14 protein-coding genes and 1 rRNA gene are annotated in these 16,907 nt (G+C 64.6%); 5 read left to right on the top strand and 10 right to left on the bottom strand.

What is annotated here, in order from left to right:
- Positions 1 to 8 precede the first annotated feature (8 nt).
- The 7 genes from murF to coq7 all read right to left on the bottom strand — a co-directional run bounded on the left by murF (position 9) and on the right by coq7 (position 7,544).
- Positions 9 to 1,415, bottom strand: a complete 1,407-nt coding sequence (gene murF / locus JMF86_RS02375; protein ID WP_201316689.1) for a UDP-N-acetylmuramoyl-tripeptide--D-alanyl-D-alanine ligase — start codon at positions 1,413 to 1,415, stop codon at positions 9 to 11.
- On the bottom strand, positions 1,412 to 2,959 hold the full coding sequence (locus JMF86_RS02370; RefSeq protein ID WP_124481655.1) for a UDP-N-acetylmuramoyl-L-alanyl-D-glutamate--2,6-diaminopimelate ligase: 1,548 nt from the start codon (positions 2,957 to 2,959) through the stop codon (positions 1,412 to 1,414). Before JMF86_RS02370 ends, murF begins: the two co-directional genes overlap by 4 nt.
- Entirely contained in the window at positions 2,956 to 4,803 is a 1,848-nt protein-coding gene (locus JMF86_RS02365; RefSeq protein WP_054927329.1) for a penicillin-binding protein 2, read from the bottom strand. Before JMF86_RS02365 ends, JMF86_RS02370 begins: the two co-directional genes overlap by 4 nt.
- A complete protein-coding gene (gene ftsL / locus JMF86_RS02360) occupies positions 4,800 to 5,141 on the bottom strand; it encodes a cell division protein FtsL (RefSeq protein ID WP_006477023.1) in 342 nt (113 codons plus the stop codon). Before ftsL ends, JMF86_RS02365 begins: the two co-directional genes overlap by 4 nt.
- Positions 5,138 to 6,079: a 16S rRNA (cytosine(1402)-N(4))-methyltransferase RsmH gene (rsmH, locus tag JMF86_RS02355; RefSeq protein WP_175767917.1), complete on the bottom strand. Its 942-nt coding sequence runs from the start codon at positions 6,077 to 6,079 to the stop codon at positions 5,138 to 5,140. The genes ftsL and rsmH overlap by 4 nt, the downstream gene beginning before the upstream one ends.
- Before the next feature lie 23 nt (positions 6,080 to 6,102).
- Positions 6,103 to 6,531 (bottom strand): division/cell wall cluster transcriptional repressor MraZ, encoded by a 429-nt coding sequence (gene mraZ, locus JMF86_RS02350; protein ID WP_006477025.1) that lies wholly within the window; start codon positions 6,529 to 6,531, stop codon positions 6,103 to 6,105.
- Between the two features lie 386 nt (positions 6,532 to 6,917).
- Positions 6,918 to 7,544 (bottom strand): 2-polyprenyl-3-methyl-6-methoxy-1,4-benzoquinone monooxygenase, encoded by a 627-nt coding sequence (coq7, locus tag JMF86_RS02345; RefSeq protein WP_006477026.1) that lies wholly within the window; start codon positions 7,542 to 7,544, stop codon positions 6,918 to 6,920.
- Between the two features lie 276 nt (positions 7,545 to 7,820).
- Between coq7 and JMF86_RS02340 the strand changes: the two genes are divergently transcribed.
- Complete coding sequence (locus JMF86_RS02340) at positions 7,821 to 8,972, top strand: porin (RefSeq protein WP_023477229.1); 1,152 nt, start codon at positions 7,821 to 7,823, stop codon at positions 8,970 to 8,972.
- A gap of 299 nt (positions 8,973 to 9,271) precedes the next feature.
- Here JMF86_RS02340 and JMF86_RS02335 read toward each other — a convergent pair whose 3' ends face one another.
- Both JMF86_RS02335 and JMF86_RS02330 read right to left on the bottom strand, forming a co-directional pair.
- A complete protein-coding gene (locus tag JMF86_RS02335; RefSeq protein WP_006477028.1) occupies positions 9,272 to 10,945 on the bottom strand; it encodes a long-chain fatty acid--CoA ligase in 1,674 nt (557 codons plus the stop codon).
- Positions 10,946 to 11,082: 137 nt separating this feature from the next.
- The gene (locus JMF86_RS02330; protein ID WP_175809494.1) at positions 11,083 to 13,158 is read right to left on the bottom strand and encodes a molybdopterin-dependent oxidoreductase; all 2,076 of its coding nucleotides are present in this window, start codon (positions 13,156 to 13,158) and stop codon (positions 11,083 to 11,085) included.
- A 283-nt stretch (positions 13,159 to 13,441) separates the two neighbouring features.
- Here JMF86_RS02330 and JMF86_RS02325 point away from each other — a divergent pair, with 283 nt between their 5' ends.
- From JMF86_RS02325 to JMF86_RS02310, 4 genes are read left to right on the top strand one after another with little or no spacing between them, the layout of a single operon-like run.
- The gene (locus JMF86_RS02325) at positions 13,442 to 13,873 is read left to right on the top strand and encodes a transposase (protein ID WP_063934034.1); all 432 of its coding nucleotides are present in this window, start codon (positions 13,442 to 13,444) and stop codon (positions 13,871 to 13,873) included.
- Positions 13,870 to 14,217 (top strand): IS66 family insertion sequence element accessory protein TnpB, encoded by a 348-nt coding sequence (tnpB, locus tag JMF86_RS02320; RefSeq protein ID WP_046543747.1) that lies wholly within the window; start codon positions 13,870 to 13,872, stop codon positions 14,215 to 14,217. Before JMF86_RS02325 ends, tnpB begins: the two co-directional genes overlap by 4 nt.
- Before the next feature lie 50 nt (positions 14,218 to 14,267).
- Complete coding sequence (locus JMF86_RS02315) at positions 14,268 to 15,809, top strand: IS66 family transposase (RefSeq protein ID WP_054928687.1); 1,542 nt, start codon at positions 14,268 to 14,270, stop codon at positions 15,807 to 15,809.
- Positions 15,810 to 15,820: 11 nt separating this feature from the next.
- Positions 15,821 to 16,417, top strand: a complete 597-nt coding sequence (locus JMF86_RS02310; protein WP_045598730.1) for a plasmid pRiA4b ORF-3 family protein — start codon at positions 15,821 to 15,823, stop codon at positions 16,415 to 16,417.
- A 206-nt stretch (positions 16,418 to 16,623) separates the two neighbouring features.
- Here the strand turns inward: JMF86_RS02310 and rrf are convergent.
- Positions 16,624 to 16,736 (bottom strand): 5S ribosomal RNA (gene rrf / locus JMF86_RS02305).
- Positions 16,737 to 16,907: the final 171 nt, after the last annotated feature.

Below are 16,907 nucleotides of genomic sequence, written 5' to 3'. Positions count from 1 at the left end.
CCTTCTACTCAGTGTGCGGCGGGCACGGTGCCCGCTGCGGGTTGGTTCGTCAGCGCGTCGACCACGCGCTCCATCTTCATGTACCGCGAGCCCTTCACGAGCACCGTCGCATGCGCGCCGTAACCGGCCGCGAGCAGCGCCGACACGAGCGCGCCGACGTCGTCGAAATGGCGTGCCGTGTCGCCGTAGGCCGTGCACGCGTCGCGCGATGCGTCACCGAGCGCGAACAGCGCGTCGATCCCGCGTTCGCGCGCGTACGCGCCGATCTCGCGATGGAAGGCCGGCCCTTCGTCGCCGACTTCGCCCATGTCGCCGATCACCAGCACGCGCGGCGCCGGATGCGCGGCGAGCACGTCGATCGCGGCACGCATCGAATCGGGATTCGCGTTGTACGTATCGTCGACGACCGTCGCGCCCGCGAGGCTGCCGACGCTCGCCTGCTTCACCTGCAGCCGGCCCTTGACCGGTTCGAACGCTTCGAGACCCTGCCGGATCGCCGACAGCGCGACGCCGGCGCCGAGCGCCGCGGCCGTCGCGGCCAGCGCGTTCCGCGCGTTGTGCTCGCCGAGCGCGCGCAGCCGCACCGTGACGGCGCCCGCCGGCGTGTCGATCGCGAGTTCGCCGCCGTGCATGCGGCCGACGACCTGCGCGTCGTTCTGCCGTTCGGCGTCGTGCAGCGCGAAATCGAGGATCCGGTTGCCGGTTGCCGCGACGCGCCAGATGCCCGCGTACGCGTCGTCGGCCGGAAACACCGCGACGCCGTCCGGCGGCAGCGCGTGAATCACGGCCGCATGTTCGAGCGCGACGGCTTCGACCGTCGCCATGAATTCCTGGTGCTCGCGCTGCGCGTTGTTGACGAGCGCGACCGTCGGCGCGGTGAGGCGCGCGAGGACTTCGGTTTCGCCCGGATGGTTCATGCCGATCTCGATCACCGCGAGACGATGCGCGGCCGACAGGCGCAGCAGCGTCAGCGGCAGGCCGACATCGTTGTTCAGGTTGCCGGCCGTCGCGAGTCGCGCGTCGGCGCCGACCGCCGCCGCGAAGATCGACGCGATCATTTCCTTGACGGTCGTCTTGCCGTTGCTGCCCGTCACCGCGACAAGCGGCAGCGGGAATCGCATCCGCCAGCCGTGCGCGAGCGCGCCGAGCGCGGCACGCGTTTCGCCGCCTTCGATCATCGGCATCGCGACGTCTGCCGGCGCGTGCGCGACGAGCGCCGCGGCAGCGCCGCGCGCGGCAACGTCGCCGAGAAAGTCGTGCGCATCGAAGCGCTCGCCCTTCAGCGCGACGAACAGGTCGCCCGGGCCGACCGTGCGGCTGTCGGTCGACACGCGGTCGAACGTGACGCCCGCGTCGCCGTGGACGGTGGCGCCGGGAATCAGGCGGGCAGCTTCGCCGAGGCTGAACATCGTCATTCGGCGCCTCCCTTGCCGTGCGTCGCGCGCGCTGCGAGCGCGAGCCGCGCGTGATCCTGGTCGGAGAACGTACGCTTCTTGCCCATGATTTCCTGCGTGGCCTCGTGGCCCTTGCCGGCCAGCACGACGACATCCTCGCGTGCGGCGCCCCGCACCGCCTGCAGGATCGCGCTGGCGCGATCCTCGATACGGCGTGCGCGATCGGGCGCGGTCATGCCCGCGACGACCTGGTCGATGATGTGCTGCGGATCTTCGCTGCGCGGGTTGTCGCTCGTGACGACGACTTCGTCGGCGAGCCGCTCCGCGATCGCGCCCATCAGCGGACGCTTCGTCGCATCGCGATCGCCGCCGCAGCCGAACATGCAGACGAGCCGGCCGCCGCGCGCCGCAGCGATCGGGCGCAACGCGTCGAGCGTCTTTTCGAGCGCGTCGGGCGTGTGCGCGTAGTCGATCACGACGAGCGGCTCGTCGTTCTGCAACCGGCCGCCGAGCCGCTGCATCCGGCCGTTGACCGACTCGAGCCGCTCGATCTCCGCGAGTGCCGCGTCGAACGGCACGTCGGCCGCGAGCAGCGCGCCGAGCACCGCGAGCAGGTTGCTGACGTTGAACGTGCCGAGCGTGCCGACCTCGACGTCCGCGTCGCCCCACGACGAACGCAGGCGGAATGCGGTACCCGTCGCGGTGGCGCGCACGTCGAGCGCGACCAGTTCGCGATCGGCGTCGGGCGCCGGTGCATCGCCGATCCCGTACGCGATCGTGCGCACGCGACCGGCCAGCTTCTCCAGCAGGCGGCGGCCAGCCGCATCGTCGCGGTTGATCACCGCCGCGCGCAAGCCGCGCCACGCGAACAGCTTCGCCTTCGCGGCCTCGTACGCATCGAACGTGCCGTGATAGTCGAGGTGGTCCTGCGTGAGGTTCGTAAACACCGCGACGTCGAACGCCGTCCCGTTCGCGCGCCCCTGATGCAGCGCGTGCGACGACACTTCCATCGCCACCGCCTGCGCGCCCGCGTCGCGCAATTGCGCGAGACTGCGCTGAAGTTGCGGCGCGTCGGGCGTCGTGAAGCCGGTCGGCACGAGCTGACCGGGCATCCCGGTGCCGAGCGTGCCGATCACCGCGCACGGCTGGTGCAGCGCCGTCAGCGCGGTGGCGATCCATTGCGTGCACGACGTCTTGCCGTTCGTGCCCGTGACACCGACCGCCAGCAGGCTGTCGCTCGGGTCGCCGTACCAGCCGCTGGCGATCTCGCCTGCGAGCTGGTCGAGCGCCGGCACCGCCAGCGCGACGGGTACGGCCGGCGCGGCCGGTGCGTGGGCCAGCCCTTCCGGCTGATACAGCACGGCGGCCGCACCGCGTGCGACGGCATCCGCCATGAAAGCGCGGTTATCTGCCCCGTCGACCGCATACGCGACGAACACGTCGCCAGCCTCGAGGCTGCGCGTGTCGGCATGCAGTTGCGCCGTGGGGGCCACATGCTGACGCAGCCACGCAAGCGCGGCTGCGATCTGCTGATGCGCCGGATGGGAACTGCGGGCGGCGCTCATCGAACAACTCCTGGTGAATTACGCGTCGTGCTGGACACGATCATATGCTTCGCGCCGCCATTCGTAGCCAGCTTTTGCGGGCCCTTTGCGGCAGGGGAGTCCGGCGAATCGTCGGACACCACGAGCTGCTTGATCGGCATGTTCGGCGGAACGTTCAGCGCGCGCATCGTGTCGCCGGCGATCGCCGAGAATACGGGGCCGGACACCTGGCCGCCGAAGTGGCTGCCGGCAGTCGGTTCGTCGACCGACACCGCGATCACGACACGCGGATTCGGCATCGGCGCCATCCCGACGAACGACGCGCGGTACTTGCGCGTGTAGCCGTGCCCTTCATGTTTGTACGCGGTACCGCTCTTGCCGCCGACGCGATAGCCCGGCACGGCCGCATCCGGCGACGTGCCGCCCGGGGCGACCACCGTCTCCAGCATCGAGCGCACTTCGCGCGCGGTGGTCGGATTGAACACTTGCGTGCCCGCGACCGGCTGATTGGGGTCCGTCTTGAAAATGGTCACGGGCATCAGCTCGCCGTCGTGCGCGATCGCCGTGTACGCCCGCGCGAGCTGGAACAGCGACACCGACAGGCCGTAGCCGTACGACATCGTCGCCTGCTCGATGCGGCGCCAGCTCTTCCACGGACGCAGGCGGCCAGCCACCGCGCCCGGGAAGCCGACCTTCGGCGCCTGGCCGAGGCCGATGCTCGTATACATATTCCACATTTCCTCGGGCCGCATCGTCATCGCGATCTTCGTCGCGCCGATGTTGCTCGACTTCTGGATCACGCCGCCGACCGTCAGCGTGCCGAAACCCGCGTCGTCGGTGATCGGCGCGCCGTCGAGCACGAAATGCCCGTTGCCCGTCTCGACGAGCGTGTTCGGCGTCACGCGGTGCAGGTCGAGCGCGAGCGACACCGTGAACGGCTTCATGATCGAGCCCGGCTCGAACACGTCGGTCATGATCCGGTTGCGCAACTGCTCGCCCGTCATGCGCGAGCGGTCGTTCGGGTTGTACGTCGGATAGTTGACGAGCGCGAGCACTTCGCCGGTCCGCACGTCGACGACCATCGCCGCGCCGGCCTTCGCCTTGAACTTCTCGACGGCGGCCTTCAGGTTCGCGTACGCGATGTACTGGATCTTGCTGTCGATAGACAGGTCGACGTCGGTACCGTTGTGCGGCGGAATCTGCTCGGCGACATCCTCGATGATGTGCCCCATCCGGTCCTTGATCACGCGACGCATGCCCGAGGTGCCAGACAGCATCTTCTGGTCGCCCAGTTCGACGCCTTCCTGGCCTTCGTCCTCGACGTTCGTGAAGCCGATCAGGTGGGCGGTGATCTCGCCTTCCGGATAGAAGCGCTTGTATTCGTTGCGCTGATAGATGCCGGGAATGTCGAGCGCGGCGACCTTGTCCGCGACGTCGATCGGCACCTGGCGCTTCACGTAGACGAAACCCTTGTCTTCCGACAGCTTCACGCGCAGCTCCTTCGACGTCATGCCGAGGAGCTTGCCGAGCTGGTTGACCTTGTCCGCGTCGAGATCGTCCGGCACCGCGTCGGGAATCGCCCAGATCGCGCGCACCGGCAGGCTCGTCGCGAGCACGAGCCCGTTACGGTCGAGGATCTTGCCGCGCGTCGCGGGCAGTTCGATCGTGCGCTGATAGCGACTTTCGCCCTGCTTCTGATAGAACGCGTTGCCGGGCCCCTGGATCCAGAACGCCCGTGCGGCCAGCGCGACGAACGCCATGAACAGCAGGAACACGACGAGCTTCGAGCGCCACATCGGCAAATGAACGCCCAGCACGGGGCTCGACGAGAACTTCACGTTCTGGCGCTTCGGGGACGGCTTCATCGCGCGCCCCCCTTGCCCTTGCCGGCCGTGTCGGCCGACGCCGGGATCGGCGCGTCGATCGCCTTCGCGGCGCCCGCCGGCAGCGTCAGATATTGCGTGCGGCCGGTCGAAATCGGCTGCATTTTCAGCGAATCGTTCGCGAGCTGCTCGATGCGCGACGTCTTCGACAGCGCGCTCTGCTGATATTGAAGCTGCGCGTAGTCCTGCTGGAGCTGACGCTCCTGCGACTGCGCACGCTGCAGCTGGATGAAGATCTGGCGTTGCTGGTTCGTCGAGTTGACGACCGACAGCGCGCAACCCATCACGATGATCAGCAGGAAGATATTGAGGCGGCTCATGGCGTGACGCGCTCCGCGATGCGCATCACGGCCGAGCGGGCGCGCGGATTCGCGGCGACTTCCGCTTCACTCGGAAACTGGCGGCTGACGATCTTGAGCGGCGGGCTCGGGAGGTCGACGGCGCGGATCGGCAAGCGACGATCGACCGCAGGCGCACTCGCGTGCGCCTGCATGAATCGCTTGACGATCCGGTCCTCGAGTGAATGAAAGCTGATGACCACCAGCCGCCCCCCTTGCTCCAGCAACGACAGTGCCGCGTCTAGTACGACTTGCAGGTCCGCAAGCTCTTGATTGACGTGAATCCGTATAGCCTGAAAGGTGCGGGTTGCCGGATCCTTGCCCTTCTCACGGGTTTTGACGACGTGACCCACGATTTGGGCAAGCTCGCCCGTGGTGTCGAGAGGCCCAAGACGGTCGGACTCTGCCCGGCGAGCAACAAGCGCCTTTGCAATCTGAAAAGCAAACCGTTCTTCCCCATAATCCCGTATCACCTCCGTCAATTCCTGCACCGAAGCCCGCGCGAGCCATTCGGCCGCCGACTCGCCACGCGTCGGATCCATTCGCATGTCCAGCGGACCATCGGCGCGGAAACTGAAGCCGCGCGCCGGATCGTCCACCTGCGGCGAGGACACGCCCAGGTCCAGCAACACCCCCGACACCTTCTCGACGCCGCGCGCCGCAAGCGCGTCGCGCATCGATGCAAAGCTGTCATGCACGATCGAGAAGCGCGCATCCTCGATGCCCTGCGCCGTCTCGATCGCCCTCGGATCCTTGTCGAACGCGATCAGCCGCCCGGCCGACGCCAGCCGCGCGAGCACCGCGCGGCTGTGCCCGCCGCGCCCGAACGTGCCGTCGACGTACACGCCGTCCGGCCGCGTCACGAGCGACTCGACCGCTTCATCCAACAGCACCGTCCGATGCCGCAATTCATTTCCCATCGCGGGCGTCTCCGTCACCGCAATCAGAACGTGAAATTCTTCAGCGCGTCGGGCATGCCCTGCGCCATCGCCGCCTGCTCCTTCGCGTTGTAGGTCTGCGAATCCCACAGCTCGAAGTGACTACCCATTCCCAACAACATGACTTCCTTTTCCAGTCCGGCTGCCATGCGCAGCTCGGGCGATACAAGAATCCGGCCCGCGCTGTCGAGATCGACGTCCATCGCATTGCCGAGAAAAATTCGCCGCCACCAGTGCGCGTCCATCGGCAGCGCGGCGATCTTGGCGCGGAACACTTCCCATTCGGGGCGCGGAAACAGCAACAGGCAGCCGTCCGGGTGCTTGGTCACAGTCACCCGTCCTTCTGCCTGTCCTTGCAGCGCTTCGCGATAGCGAGACGGCACCGACATCCGCCCTTTCGCATCGAGCGTCAGCGCCGACGCCCCTTGGAACACTTTCCGCTCTCCCGTTCAGGGCACCGAAGCACCCGCTCAATGCTGAGAATTTAGCCGGAACAGCCTGCTAAATCACACAAAAATACACTTTCTCACACTGTCTCCCACTTTAGAGGAAGGGTGTGGCACGGTCAAGGGAGCGGCCCGCTTTTTTGACGAATTTTGTTAGTTAGAACAAGGACTTACGCGCACATGCTCATGCGGCCCCTCATTCCAAAAACCGTTATAAATGAATGAGCTAGTGCAACTTGTGAAGGTGATACGTGAGAAAGACGGGCCAGACGGGCGTGCGGACGGGGCTTTCGGGGGCGGGAAAACGAGGAGGGAGCGGGCGATATCGGGGGCGGTGAACCGGGGCGGCGTCCCACGCCACCCCGGCGCAAATCTCAGAGATAGTACGCAGTGCTCGTCATGACTTTCGACGCGGCGCGCATCAGCATCCGCGCGGGCAGCGGCAGCTCGATCCCGCCGGCGTCGGTCGCGGCCTTGCCGTGCTTCACCTCGTCGATCCGCATCTGGTCGACGATCGCGCGCGACGCGGTATCGGTCGGCGGCAGCTCGGACATGTGACCTTCGAGATGGCTCTCGACCTGCCGCTCCGTCTCGGCCATGAAGCCGAGGCTGACCTTGTCGCCGAGCGTGCCGGCCGCCACGCCGATCGCGAGGGCGCCGGCATACCACAGCGGATTCAGCAGGCTCGGGCGCGAATCGAGCTCCTTCAGGCGGTGCGCGGTCCACGCGAGGTGATCCTCCTCCTCGCGCGCGGCCTCCTCGAACATCGCCTTCGCCGACGCCGTGCGCGCGGTGAGCTTCTGCGCCTGGTAGAGCGCCTGCGCGCAGACCTCGCCGACGTGATTCACGCGCATCAGGCCGGCCGCGTGCGTGCGTTCGGCGGGCGTCAGTTCGACGTCCGGCGTATCGGCCGGCACGGGCACCGGCCGGCTCATCCGGCTAATGCCGGTCAGCGATCGCAGGCCGCGATCGAATTCGCTGATCAGTTCATCCAACACCATCCTGTTCTCCTGGCTGCAGGTGCCGCTGCGCGCGGCAAGGGCACGAGTCCGCTCCGTAACCGACTTGATTATTCAGCGGAAATTGCGGTTAACCCGTGATTTTAACCATTGTTGCATAAAGGAAACATGGCGGTGTTGAGCTGCAGCATTTCGCTTTGTGGCAAAAACCGGCTTTGCTACATTACGTGCGACTTCTTGCGAAGTTGATGGGGCCCGTCGCCAGAACATAACTATCCGCCCCGCCAAAAAAATTCAGTGATTCTTGGAGATCCGCTAATGAAAAAGTCGCTTCTCGCGCTCGTCGCGCTGGGCGCGTTCGCTGGCGCTGCCCATGCGCAAAGCAGCGTGACGCTTTACGGCATCATCGATGAAGGCTTCCTCTTCAACAACAACGCAGGCGGCAAGCACCTGTACGGCCTGGCGAGCGGCGTGATGCAGGGTAGCCGCTTCGGCCTGCGCGGCACCGAAGACCTCGGTGGCGGCCTGAAGGCGATCTTCACCCTCGAAAACGGTTTCGACGTGAACAGCGGCAGGCTCGGTCAGGGCGGCCTGATGTTCGGTCGCCAGGCTTACGTCGGCCTGTCGAGCCAGTACGGTACGGTCACGCTGGGCCGTCAGTACGACTCCGTCGTCGACTTCGTCGGCCCGCTCGAGGCAGGCGACCAGTGGGGCGGCTACATCGCCGCTCACCCGGGCGACCTCGACAACTTCAACAACGCGTATCGCGTGAACAACGCGGTCAAGTTCACGAGCGCGAACTACGGCGGCCTCACGTTCGGCGGCTTGTACAGCTTCGGCGGCCAGGCAGGCCAGTTCTCGAAGAACCAGGTCTGGTCGCTCGGCGCAGGCTACACCAACGGCCCGCTCGTCCTCGGCGTCGGTTACTTGAACGCACGTACGCCGAACCAGTTCGGCGGCATGTTCAACAACGGGTCGACGTCGTCGTCGGTTTCGTCGCCGGTCTACGGCGCGTACGCGAACAACGCGAACACGTACCAGGTCATCGGTGCAGGCGGTGCTTACACGTTCGGTGCAGCGACGATCGGCGCGACGTACTCGAACACGAAGTTCAAGGGCTTCTCGGCAGGCCCGTTCGTGAACCAGACCGCGACGTTCAACAACGGCGAAATCAACTTCAAGTACCAGTTGACCCCGGCGTTGATCCTCGGCGCGGCGTACGACTACACGCAAGGCAGCAAGATCGACGGCAACTCGGCAGCCAAGTACCACCAGGGCTCGCTGGGCGTCGACTACTTCCTGTCGAAGCGTACCGACGTCTACGCGATCGGCGTGTACCAGCACGCATCGGGCAACGTGCTCGATTCGAACGGCAACGTCCTGAAGGCAACGGCAGCGATCAACGGTCTGGCCGGGTCGAGCACGAGCAACCAGGTCGCGGCACGCGTCGGTATCCGTCACAAGTTCTAATCAGCTTGCCTGACAAGCCGCAGCATATTGAAGGCGCCTTCGGGCGCCTTTTTCTTTTGTGGTGAGGCGGTGACGGTGATGGATCAGCGGGTCGGTGGGTCGGTGGGTCGGTGGGTCGGTGGGTCGGTGGGTCGGTGGATCAGACGGTAGCTGTCGACACGCCCCCCCAGCCGTCAGCTTGAAACAAGGCTTGCCGACGCGTCCCCCACGAAACGGGCGCTTCCGGTCATCCACCCGCAGCCGCAAACAAAAAACCCGGCACAGGCCGGGCTTTTCGTTCAACCGCATCGTTGCGTGCGTTACGCACGCCCATCGCGCAGTTCGCGCCGCAGGATCTTGCCGACGTTCGTCTTCGGCAGCTCCGTACGGAACTCGACCAGCTTCGGCCGCTTGTACCCGGTGAGCCGCTCCTTGCAGTAGGCAAGGATGTCCTTGTCGGTCAGCGCCGGATCCTTTTTCACGATGAACAGCTTCACGGCTTCGCCGGAATGCTCGTCCGGCACGCCGACCGCCGCCACCTCGAACACGCCCGGATGCGACGCCACCACGTCCTCGACTTCGTTCGGGTACACGTTGAAGCCGGACACCAGAATCATGTCCTTCTTGCGATCGACGATCTTCACGTAACCGCGCGCATCCATCACGCCGACGTCGCCCGTCTTGAAGAAGCCGTCCGCGAACATGACCTTCGCGGTCTCGTCCGGCCGGTTCCAGTAGCCGGCCATCACCTGCGGCCCGCGGATGCAGATCTCGCCCGGCTCGCCGAGCGCGACGTCGTTGCCGGCATCGTCGCGGATCGCGACTTCGGTCGACGGCAGCGGCAGGCCGATCGTGCCGCTGTATTCGGTCGCCGTCACGGGGTTGCACGTCGCCACCGGCGACGTTTCGGACAGCCCGTATCCTTCGATGATCGCGGTACGCGTCTTTTCATACCAGCGCTTCGCGACGCCCTCCTGGATCGCCATGCCGCCGCCGTTGGCGATCACGAGCTTCGACAGGTCAAGCTGACCGAATTCGGGATGGTTCAGCAGCGCGTTGTAGAGCGTGTTGACGGCCGGAATCGTCGAGATCTGGTAGCCCTTCAGCTCCTTGATCATGCCGGCGATGTCACGCGGGTTCGGGATCAGGATGCCCATGCCGCCCGTCCGCATCGTCAGGAAACCGCAGACGGTCAGCGCGAACACGTGATACAGCGGCAGCGCGACAACTGTCACGAACTGTTCCACCTCCGGATACTTCTCGTGAGCCGGATGGTGCCAGGCGCCGGCCTGCAGCACGTTCGACACAATGTTCCGGTGCAGCAGCGTCGCACCCTTCGCGACACCGGTCGTACCGCCCGTGTACTGCAGGAACGCGACGTCGTCGGGGCCGATCTTCTGCGGCTTGAACGCCAGTCGCGCGCCCTCCGACAGCGCGGCCTTGAAGCGCGTGAACGACGGCAGCTGCCACGCAGGCACCATCTTCTTCACGTTGCGCACCACGTAATTGACGAGCCATCCCTTGATGCCCAGCAGATCGCCCATCGATGCGACGACCACGTGCTTGACGGCCGTATTGGCGATGACGGCCTGCAGCGTCGACGCGAAATTCTCCAGGATGACGATTGCCTCCGCACCGCTGTCCTTCAGCTGATGCTCGAGTTCGCGCGGCGTATAGAGCGGATTGACGTTGACGACGGTATAGCCGGCGCGCAGGACCGCGGCGATCGTCACCGGGTACTGCAGCACGTTCGGCATCATGATCGCGACCCGCGCCCCGCGCGCCAGGCCGCGGGATTGCAGCCATGCGCCGAACTGGCGCGACAGCTTGTCGAGTTCGCCGTACGTGATGCCCTTGCCCATGCAGACGAACGCGGTACGGTCGCGATACTGACGGAAGCTCTCGTCGAGCAGGTCCGGGACGGACGGATAAGGAGAGGAGTCAATTTCGGCTGGAACGCCGGGTGGGTACGATTTCAGCCAAATTTTGTCCATACCGCGCGTCTCCTCACAGATTTTCGAATGGTCGTGCTAAAACGCATCGTAACGGCTCCCCCGCCCCGAGACAACAGGGTTAGATGTCCACTTCGAACTTCCATATCAATTTCGTCTGATGATACGGCGATATTCGATCAAATCCGCTCAACTTCCACAAGACAATCGTAAAACGTCGCCGAATTCCCCAAATCGGTCAGCGCCTGACTCGTCACCTCGTTCGCGTTCCTGCCGTCCGGCGACAGCTTCTTCCACCAGATCGACAATCCGACGACGAGCCCGGCACGCGCCCGGTCGGTAATGCGCGCGAGCGCCTGCATCGAGCCGCGGTCATTGAAGATGCGGACGGTGTCGCCCTCCGCGATGCCGCGTGCATCGGCGTCGGACGGGTGCATGTCGAGGTGCGGCTCACCTTCCGTCGAGCGCAGGCTGTCGACGTTGACGAACGTGCTGTTCAGAAAGTGACGGGCCGGCGGCGAAATCATCGCCAGCGGATAGCGCGCGGCAAGCTCGGGCGCGGCTTCAGCCGACTCGAACGGCGGCAGGTAGTCAGGGACCGGGTCCATACCCATCTGTTCGAGCCGGGGGCTGTAAAACTCGCACTTGCCGGAGGGCGTGCGGAAACCACCATTCGCAAACGGCGCCTCCGGCAGCTTGAGCTTCAGCCAGCCGGCCTGCTTCAGCGTGTCCCAGTCGCTGTCGAGCGCCGGATCGTCCCAGCGAAGCGCCGCGCGAGCGACCTCTTCGTCGCTGTGATAAAGCGCCGGTTCGTCGAGTCCCATGCTGCGCGCGATCCCGCGGAAGATCTCCGTGTTGGGCCGCGCGTCACCCACCGGCGGAATCGCCGGCAGGTTCGCCATCACGTAGGTATGGCCGTACGACTTATGGACATCCAAATGCTCGAGCTGCGTCGTCGCCGGCAATACAATGTCGGCGAAATCGGCCGTATCTGTTTTGAAGTGCTCGAGAACGACCGTGAACAGATCGTCGCGCGCGAAACCTGCGGCCACCTTGGACGAATCGGGCGCGACCGCCACCGGATTCGAGTTGTACACGATCACCGCTTCGACTTTTGGCCCGAACGTCGCGTCGCCCGGGTGCAGCAGCGCGTCGCCGATCGCGTTCATGTTGATGATGCGCGGCAGCTTATGCGGCCAACCCGGCATCAGATCCGGACGCAGCAGCGCCGCCTGGTTGACCGGCGCGGATTCCGACGACGAGAGCAGCAGGCCGCCCGCCCGGTCGCGCCACGCCCCCGTCAGTGCCGGCAGGGTGGCAATCGCACGCACCGCATTGCCGCCGCCTCGAACACGCTGCATACCGTAGTTGAGGCGAATCGACGCCTTGCGCGTAGCGCCGTAGCGACGCGCAAGATCGACCAGCTCCGACGCATCGATGCCGCAGATCTGCGCAACGCGTTCCGGCGGATAGGACATTGCGCGCGCCTTGAGCGCGTCGAAGCCGAGCGTATGGTCGGCGATGTAGTCGTGATCGAGCAGGTTTTCGGTGATCAACACATGCATCATGCCGAGCGCAAACGCGCCATCGGTACCGGGCTTCAATGCAATGTGCTGATGGCATTTCTCCGCGGTCAGCGAACGATACGGGTCGATCGCGACCAGACGCGCGCCACGGCGCTTCGCTTCCTGGGCGCGGGTCCAGAAGTGCAGGCTCGATGCAATCGGATTCGCGCCCCATATCAGAATCAGTTCGCTTTCCTCGAAGTACTCGAGGTGCATGCCGACACTGCCGCCGTACGTGTATCGCAACCCCGCTGCGCCGGCCGCCGCGCAGATCGCACGCTCCAGCCGCGAAGCGCCGAGCTTGTGGAAGAAGCGTTGGGCAATGCCCTCGCCTTGCACGAGCCCCATCGTTCCCGCATAGCTGTACGGCACGATCGCTTCCGGCGCACGCGCGGCGATTTCACCGAGGCGACGTCCGATCTCATCGAACGCCTCGCTCCAGCTGATCGGCACGAAGCGCCCTTCCCCTTTTGCGCCGACGCGCTTGAGCGGGACAGTGAGGCGATCGGGATGGTGAACGCGATCCGCGTAGCGACTGACTTTCGTGCACAACACGCCCTGCGTCGGCGGATGGTCGGGGTCGCCCGTGACCTTGATTGCCTTGCCGTTCTCGACGGTCACACGCATTGCGCACGTGTCCGGACAATCATGCGGGCAAACGGCCCGGGCTACCTGGGTGGCGGCGTTCATCGTTTTGAATGCAGAGATGGGTGTTCGCAAATTTTACGTGGACGCGCCGAATAAAGCGTTCATTTCGCAGCGATTTTGGATGATCTGCGCGGCGGTCGAGTGGAAGGGTGGCGGGCTGCCACGGCCGGAAAGCTGATCATATGATCGCGTTTGTCGATACGCTGCGGAGGAGAAATTGTGGTCTTGATCGAAGATACGATCAATAAGCAATGTAAGCGTCATTTCGTGGCCGCATGGACAGAGCTGCAGCCGGTGTCCAAAGTGATGTCCGTTACTTCAAGTGATGGGGACTACTTTGGACACACGGGATGCGCGAGCGTCGAACCGCAAGGGCCGACCGAACTACACGCCGGAGTACAGACGGCAAGTTGCCGTCGCGGCGTGCGAGCCGGGTATTTCGGTGGCCAAGCTCGCGCAGGCGCACGGACTGAATCCCAATATGGTGTTCAAGTGGCGTCGGCAACTGCGGGCGGGCCTGTTTGAAGGCGTGGCGCACAGCACAGCGGTGTTGCTGCCTGTAGCGCTACCTGATGCACCGACCGGCGAAACTTCAGAACTGGCGTCGCTCGCTCTACAGCCTGTCGAGCCACATCGCGAGAGCGTATCGGCAGCGTCGGGCATCGAGATCGAACTGAACGGTGCCCGTGTACGCGTCACGGGCATGGTGGACCCCGTGCAGTTGCGCCTCGTGCTGCGCTGCCTGATGCCAGCATGATTGCGCCGCCAGGCGGTACCCGCGTATGGCTGGCAGCGGGCGTTACCGATATGCGCCGTGGCATGGATGGACTTGCCACGCTGGTGCAGTCAGCGCTCGGACGTGATCCCTTCTCGGGGCACATCTTCCTGTTTCGTGGGCGTCGCGGTGACCTCATCAAGATTTTATGGTGGAGCGGCGACGGCATGAACCTGTACGCGAAACGACTCGAGCGAGGACGCTTCGTGTGGCCGCAGGCGGACTCGGGAACAGTCCATCTGTCAGCTGCCCAACTGTCGATGCTGCTCGAGGGGATTGACTGGCGGCATCCAGAGCGGACGTGGCAGCCGACGCACGCCGCGTAACGCCGGGTGCGGGAACCCACAAGCGCGTGGGCTTCATTTACACTGGCTGCATGCCTGCCAACCATCTGCCCGATGACATCGCCGCCCTCAAGCGCATCGTTGCCTCGCGTGACGAGACCATCGCGCAGTTGCTGGCCGAGATCTCGAGGCTGAAGCGATGGCAGTACGGCCGCTCATCGGAGCGCATGACAGAATTGATGGACCAGCTGCAGCTCGCGCTCGGCGAGCTGCCTGTTCCTGAAGCAGATATGGCCGCACCGGCGAAGGTGCCTGATGCCGCGACTGCGGATACATCGGCTACTACGAACCTCAATTCGCTGCGCCGCAAACCGCGGCACTTCCCTGCCCATTTGCCTCGCGATACGGTTGTTCATACGCCAACGAGCTGCGGATGCCCGGAATGCGGCAAACAGATGCGCGCGCTCGGCGAAGACGTCTCGGAGGTGCTCGACTATGTACCCGGCTACTTCAAGGTACTGCGTCACGTACGTCCGAAGCTGAGCTGCCCGCGCTGTGCTGCAGTGGTACAGGAGCCAGCACCTTCGCGACCGATAGCGCGCTCGATGGCGGGTGCCGGGCTGCTCGCACAGGTCGTCGTCGCGAAGTACGCTGACCATACGCCGCTGTACCGGCAGGCCGGCATCTATCGCCGCGCCGGCATCGAACTGGATCGCGCGACACTGGCTTCGTGGGTGCGTGAAGCAGCGGCGCTACTGCGGCCGCTGTCTGATGCACTCGGCCGTTACGTGCGCGACGCAGACAAGATTCATACCGACGACACGCCCGTGCCTGTGCTGGAGCCGGGGCGTGGCAAGACACGCACAGCGCGCCTGTGGACCTATGTGCGGGATGACCGCCCTGCGGGAAGCCGCGCGCCACCAGCAGTCTGGTACAGGTACTCACCCGATCGCAAAGGTGAGCGACCTCGAGAACATCTTGCGGGCTACACGGGAATCCTGCAGGCAGATGCCTTCAGCGGGTATGACGCGCTGTATCGTGACGGCACGGTCATCGAGGCCGGGTGCTGGGCCCATGCGCGGCGCAAGTTCTACGACATATACAAACTGGACAGCTCACCGATTGCCGAAGAAGCACTGCACCGCATCGGGGCGCTGTATGTTGTTGAGCGCGAGGTTCGCGGCCAGACGCCGAACGTGCGCCTGTCTGCGCGTCAGCAGCGCTCGGCCCCATTGCTCGCTGAGCTGAAGGCCTGGCTCGAACACACGCTGTCACTGGTCTCGGCGAAGTCGGGGCTGGCGAAGGCGATTAGATACTCGCTGGGGCACTGGCACGCTCTCACACGCTATTGCGAAGACGGGCGCGTCGAGGTGGACAACAATACGGCGGAGCGCGCGATCAGGCCGCTGGTTCTCGGCAGGCGCAATTATCTGTTCGCAGGCTCCGACGGCGGTGGCCAAAGCGCGGCGGTGATCTATAGCCTGATCGGTACGGCGCGCCTGAACGGCATCGAGCCGTTTGCCTACCTGCGCACGGTGTTTGAGCGCATCGCCGATCATCCCATCAACCGCATCGACGAGTTGCTGCCGTGGCACCTGATGCCGACTGCACACATCGAACAGCAAGCCGCCTGAGAATCAATCCGATGGTCCAACCCCGCAAACCTGCCGTGCGCCTGGTCAAGGCGCCAGTCCCCGATTACGTACTGCGCGTTGAGCTGAAGTACATCAAGCCGGCGATCTGGCGACGAATCGTCGTTCCCGGCTCGATCCGGCTGGGCAAGCTGCATGTCGTGCTGCAACTGGCCATGGGCTGGGAAGGCGGGCACCTGCACGAGTTCGTCTTCGGCGAAACCAACTATGGTGAACCTGATGACTTCGGATTCCAGAGCGATCCACCAATGCTCAATGAAGCACGGGTCACACTGTCGAAGGCGCTCGGCGGGCTGAAGTCATTTACCTATATCTACGACTACGGTGACAACTGGCAGCATCGGATCAAAGTCGAGAAGGCGCTGGTGCCTGATCCAGACATGCGCCGGCCGATGTGCCTGGACGGGCAGAATGCGTGTCCACCGGAAGACGTCGGGGGAGTGCCAGGATATGCCGACTTCCTCGGAGCGATCACCGATCCGACGCACGAGGAGCACGACCACTTCCTCGAGTGGTGTGGCGGCAGCTTCGATCCCGCCGCCTTTGATCTCGTGCTCGCGAATCAGCGCCTCTCAGAGGTCAAGTTCTGATCGTCAAGACGGCCTCAGATTGACGCTTACTAAGCAATTGAATCGCCGGAGATAGAAGCGATTGAGGGAATGGGATGCAGGGATTGATTGCGTGGGTGAGATGCTAATGCAGTAGCGTTGGTAAGGCTTCACCCCGCCATGCACATTTCCGCCGTTGAAATGCAAAAACCCCCGCCTTTCGGGCGGGGGTTCTTGGCTTGAGGGGAGCCTGACGATTACCTACTTTCACACGGGAATCCGCACTATCATCGGCGTAGAGTCGTTTCACGGTCCTGTTCGGGATGGGAAGGGGTGGGACCGACTCGCTATGGTCATCAGGCAAAGAGGGTTGTTCTGCTGGCGTGGCCAACAGAACCAATCTGGGAAGAAGCAGTAATTTAGGTTGTGAGCTGTATCTCACACGTACGCGGTACTTCAACCGCAGTACGTCGAGTGCCTTGCACTCGACGCTCGATGTCCGTAAGCGCTAAAGCGCTAACGGGCATCGAGA

Source organism: Burkholderia sp. E168m15 (genome assembly GCF_016586105.1).
GTDB classification, from domain to species: Bacteria; Pseudomonadota; Gammaproteobacteria; order Burkholderiales; family Burkholderiaceae; genus Burkholderia; species Burkholderia orbicola.
This window is presented reverse-complemented; position numbering and strand designations above follow the sequence as displayed.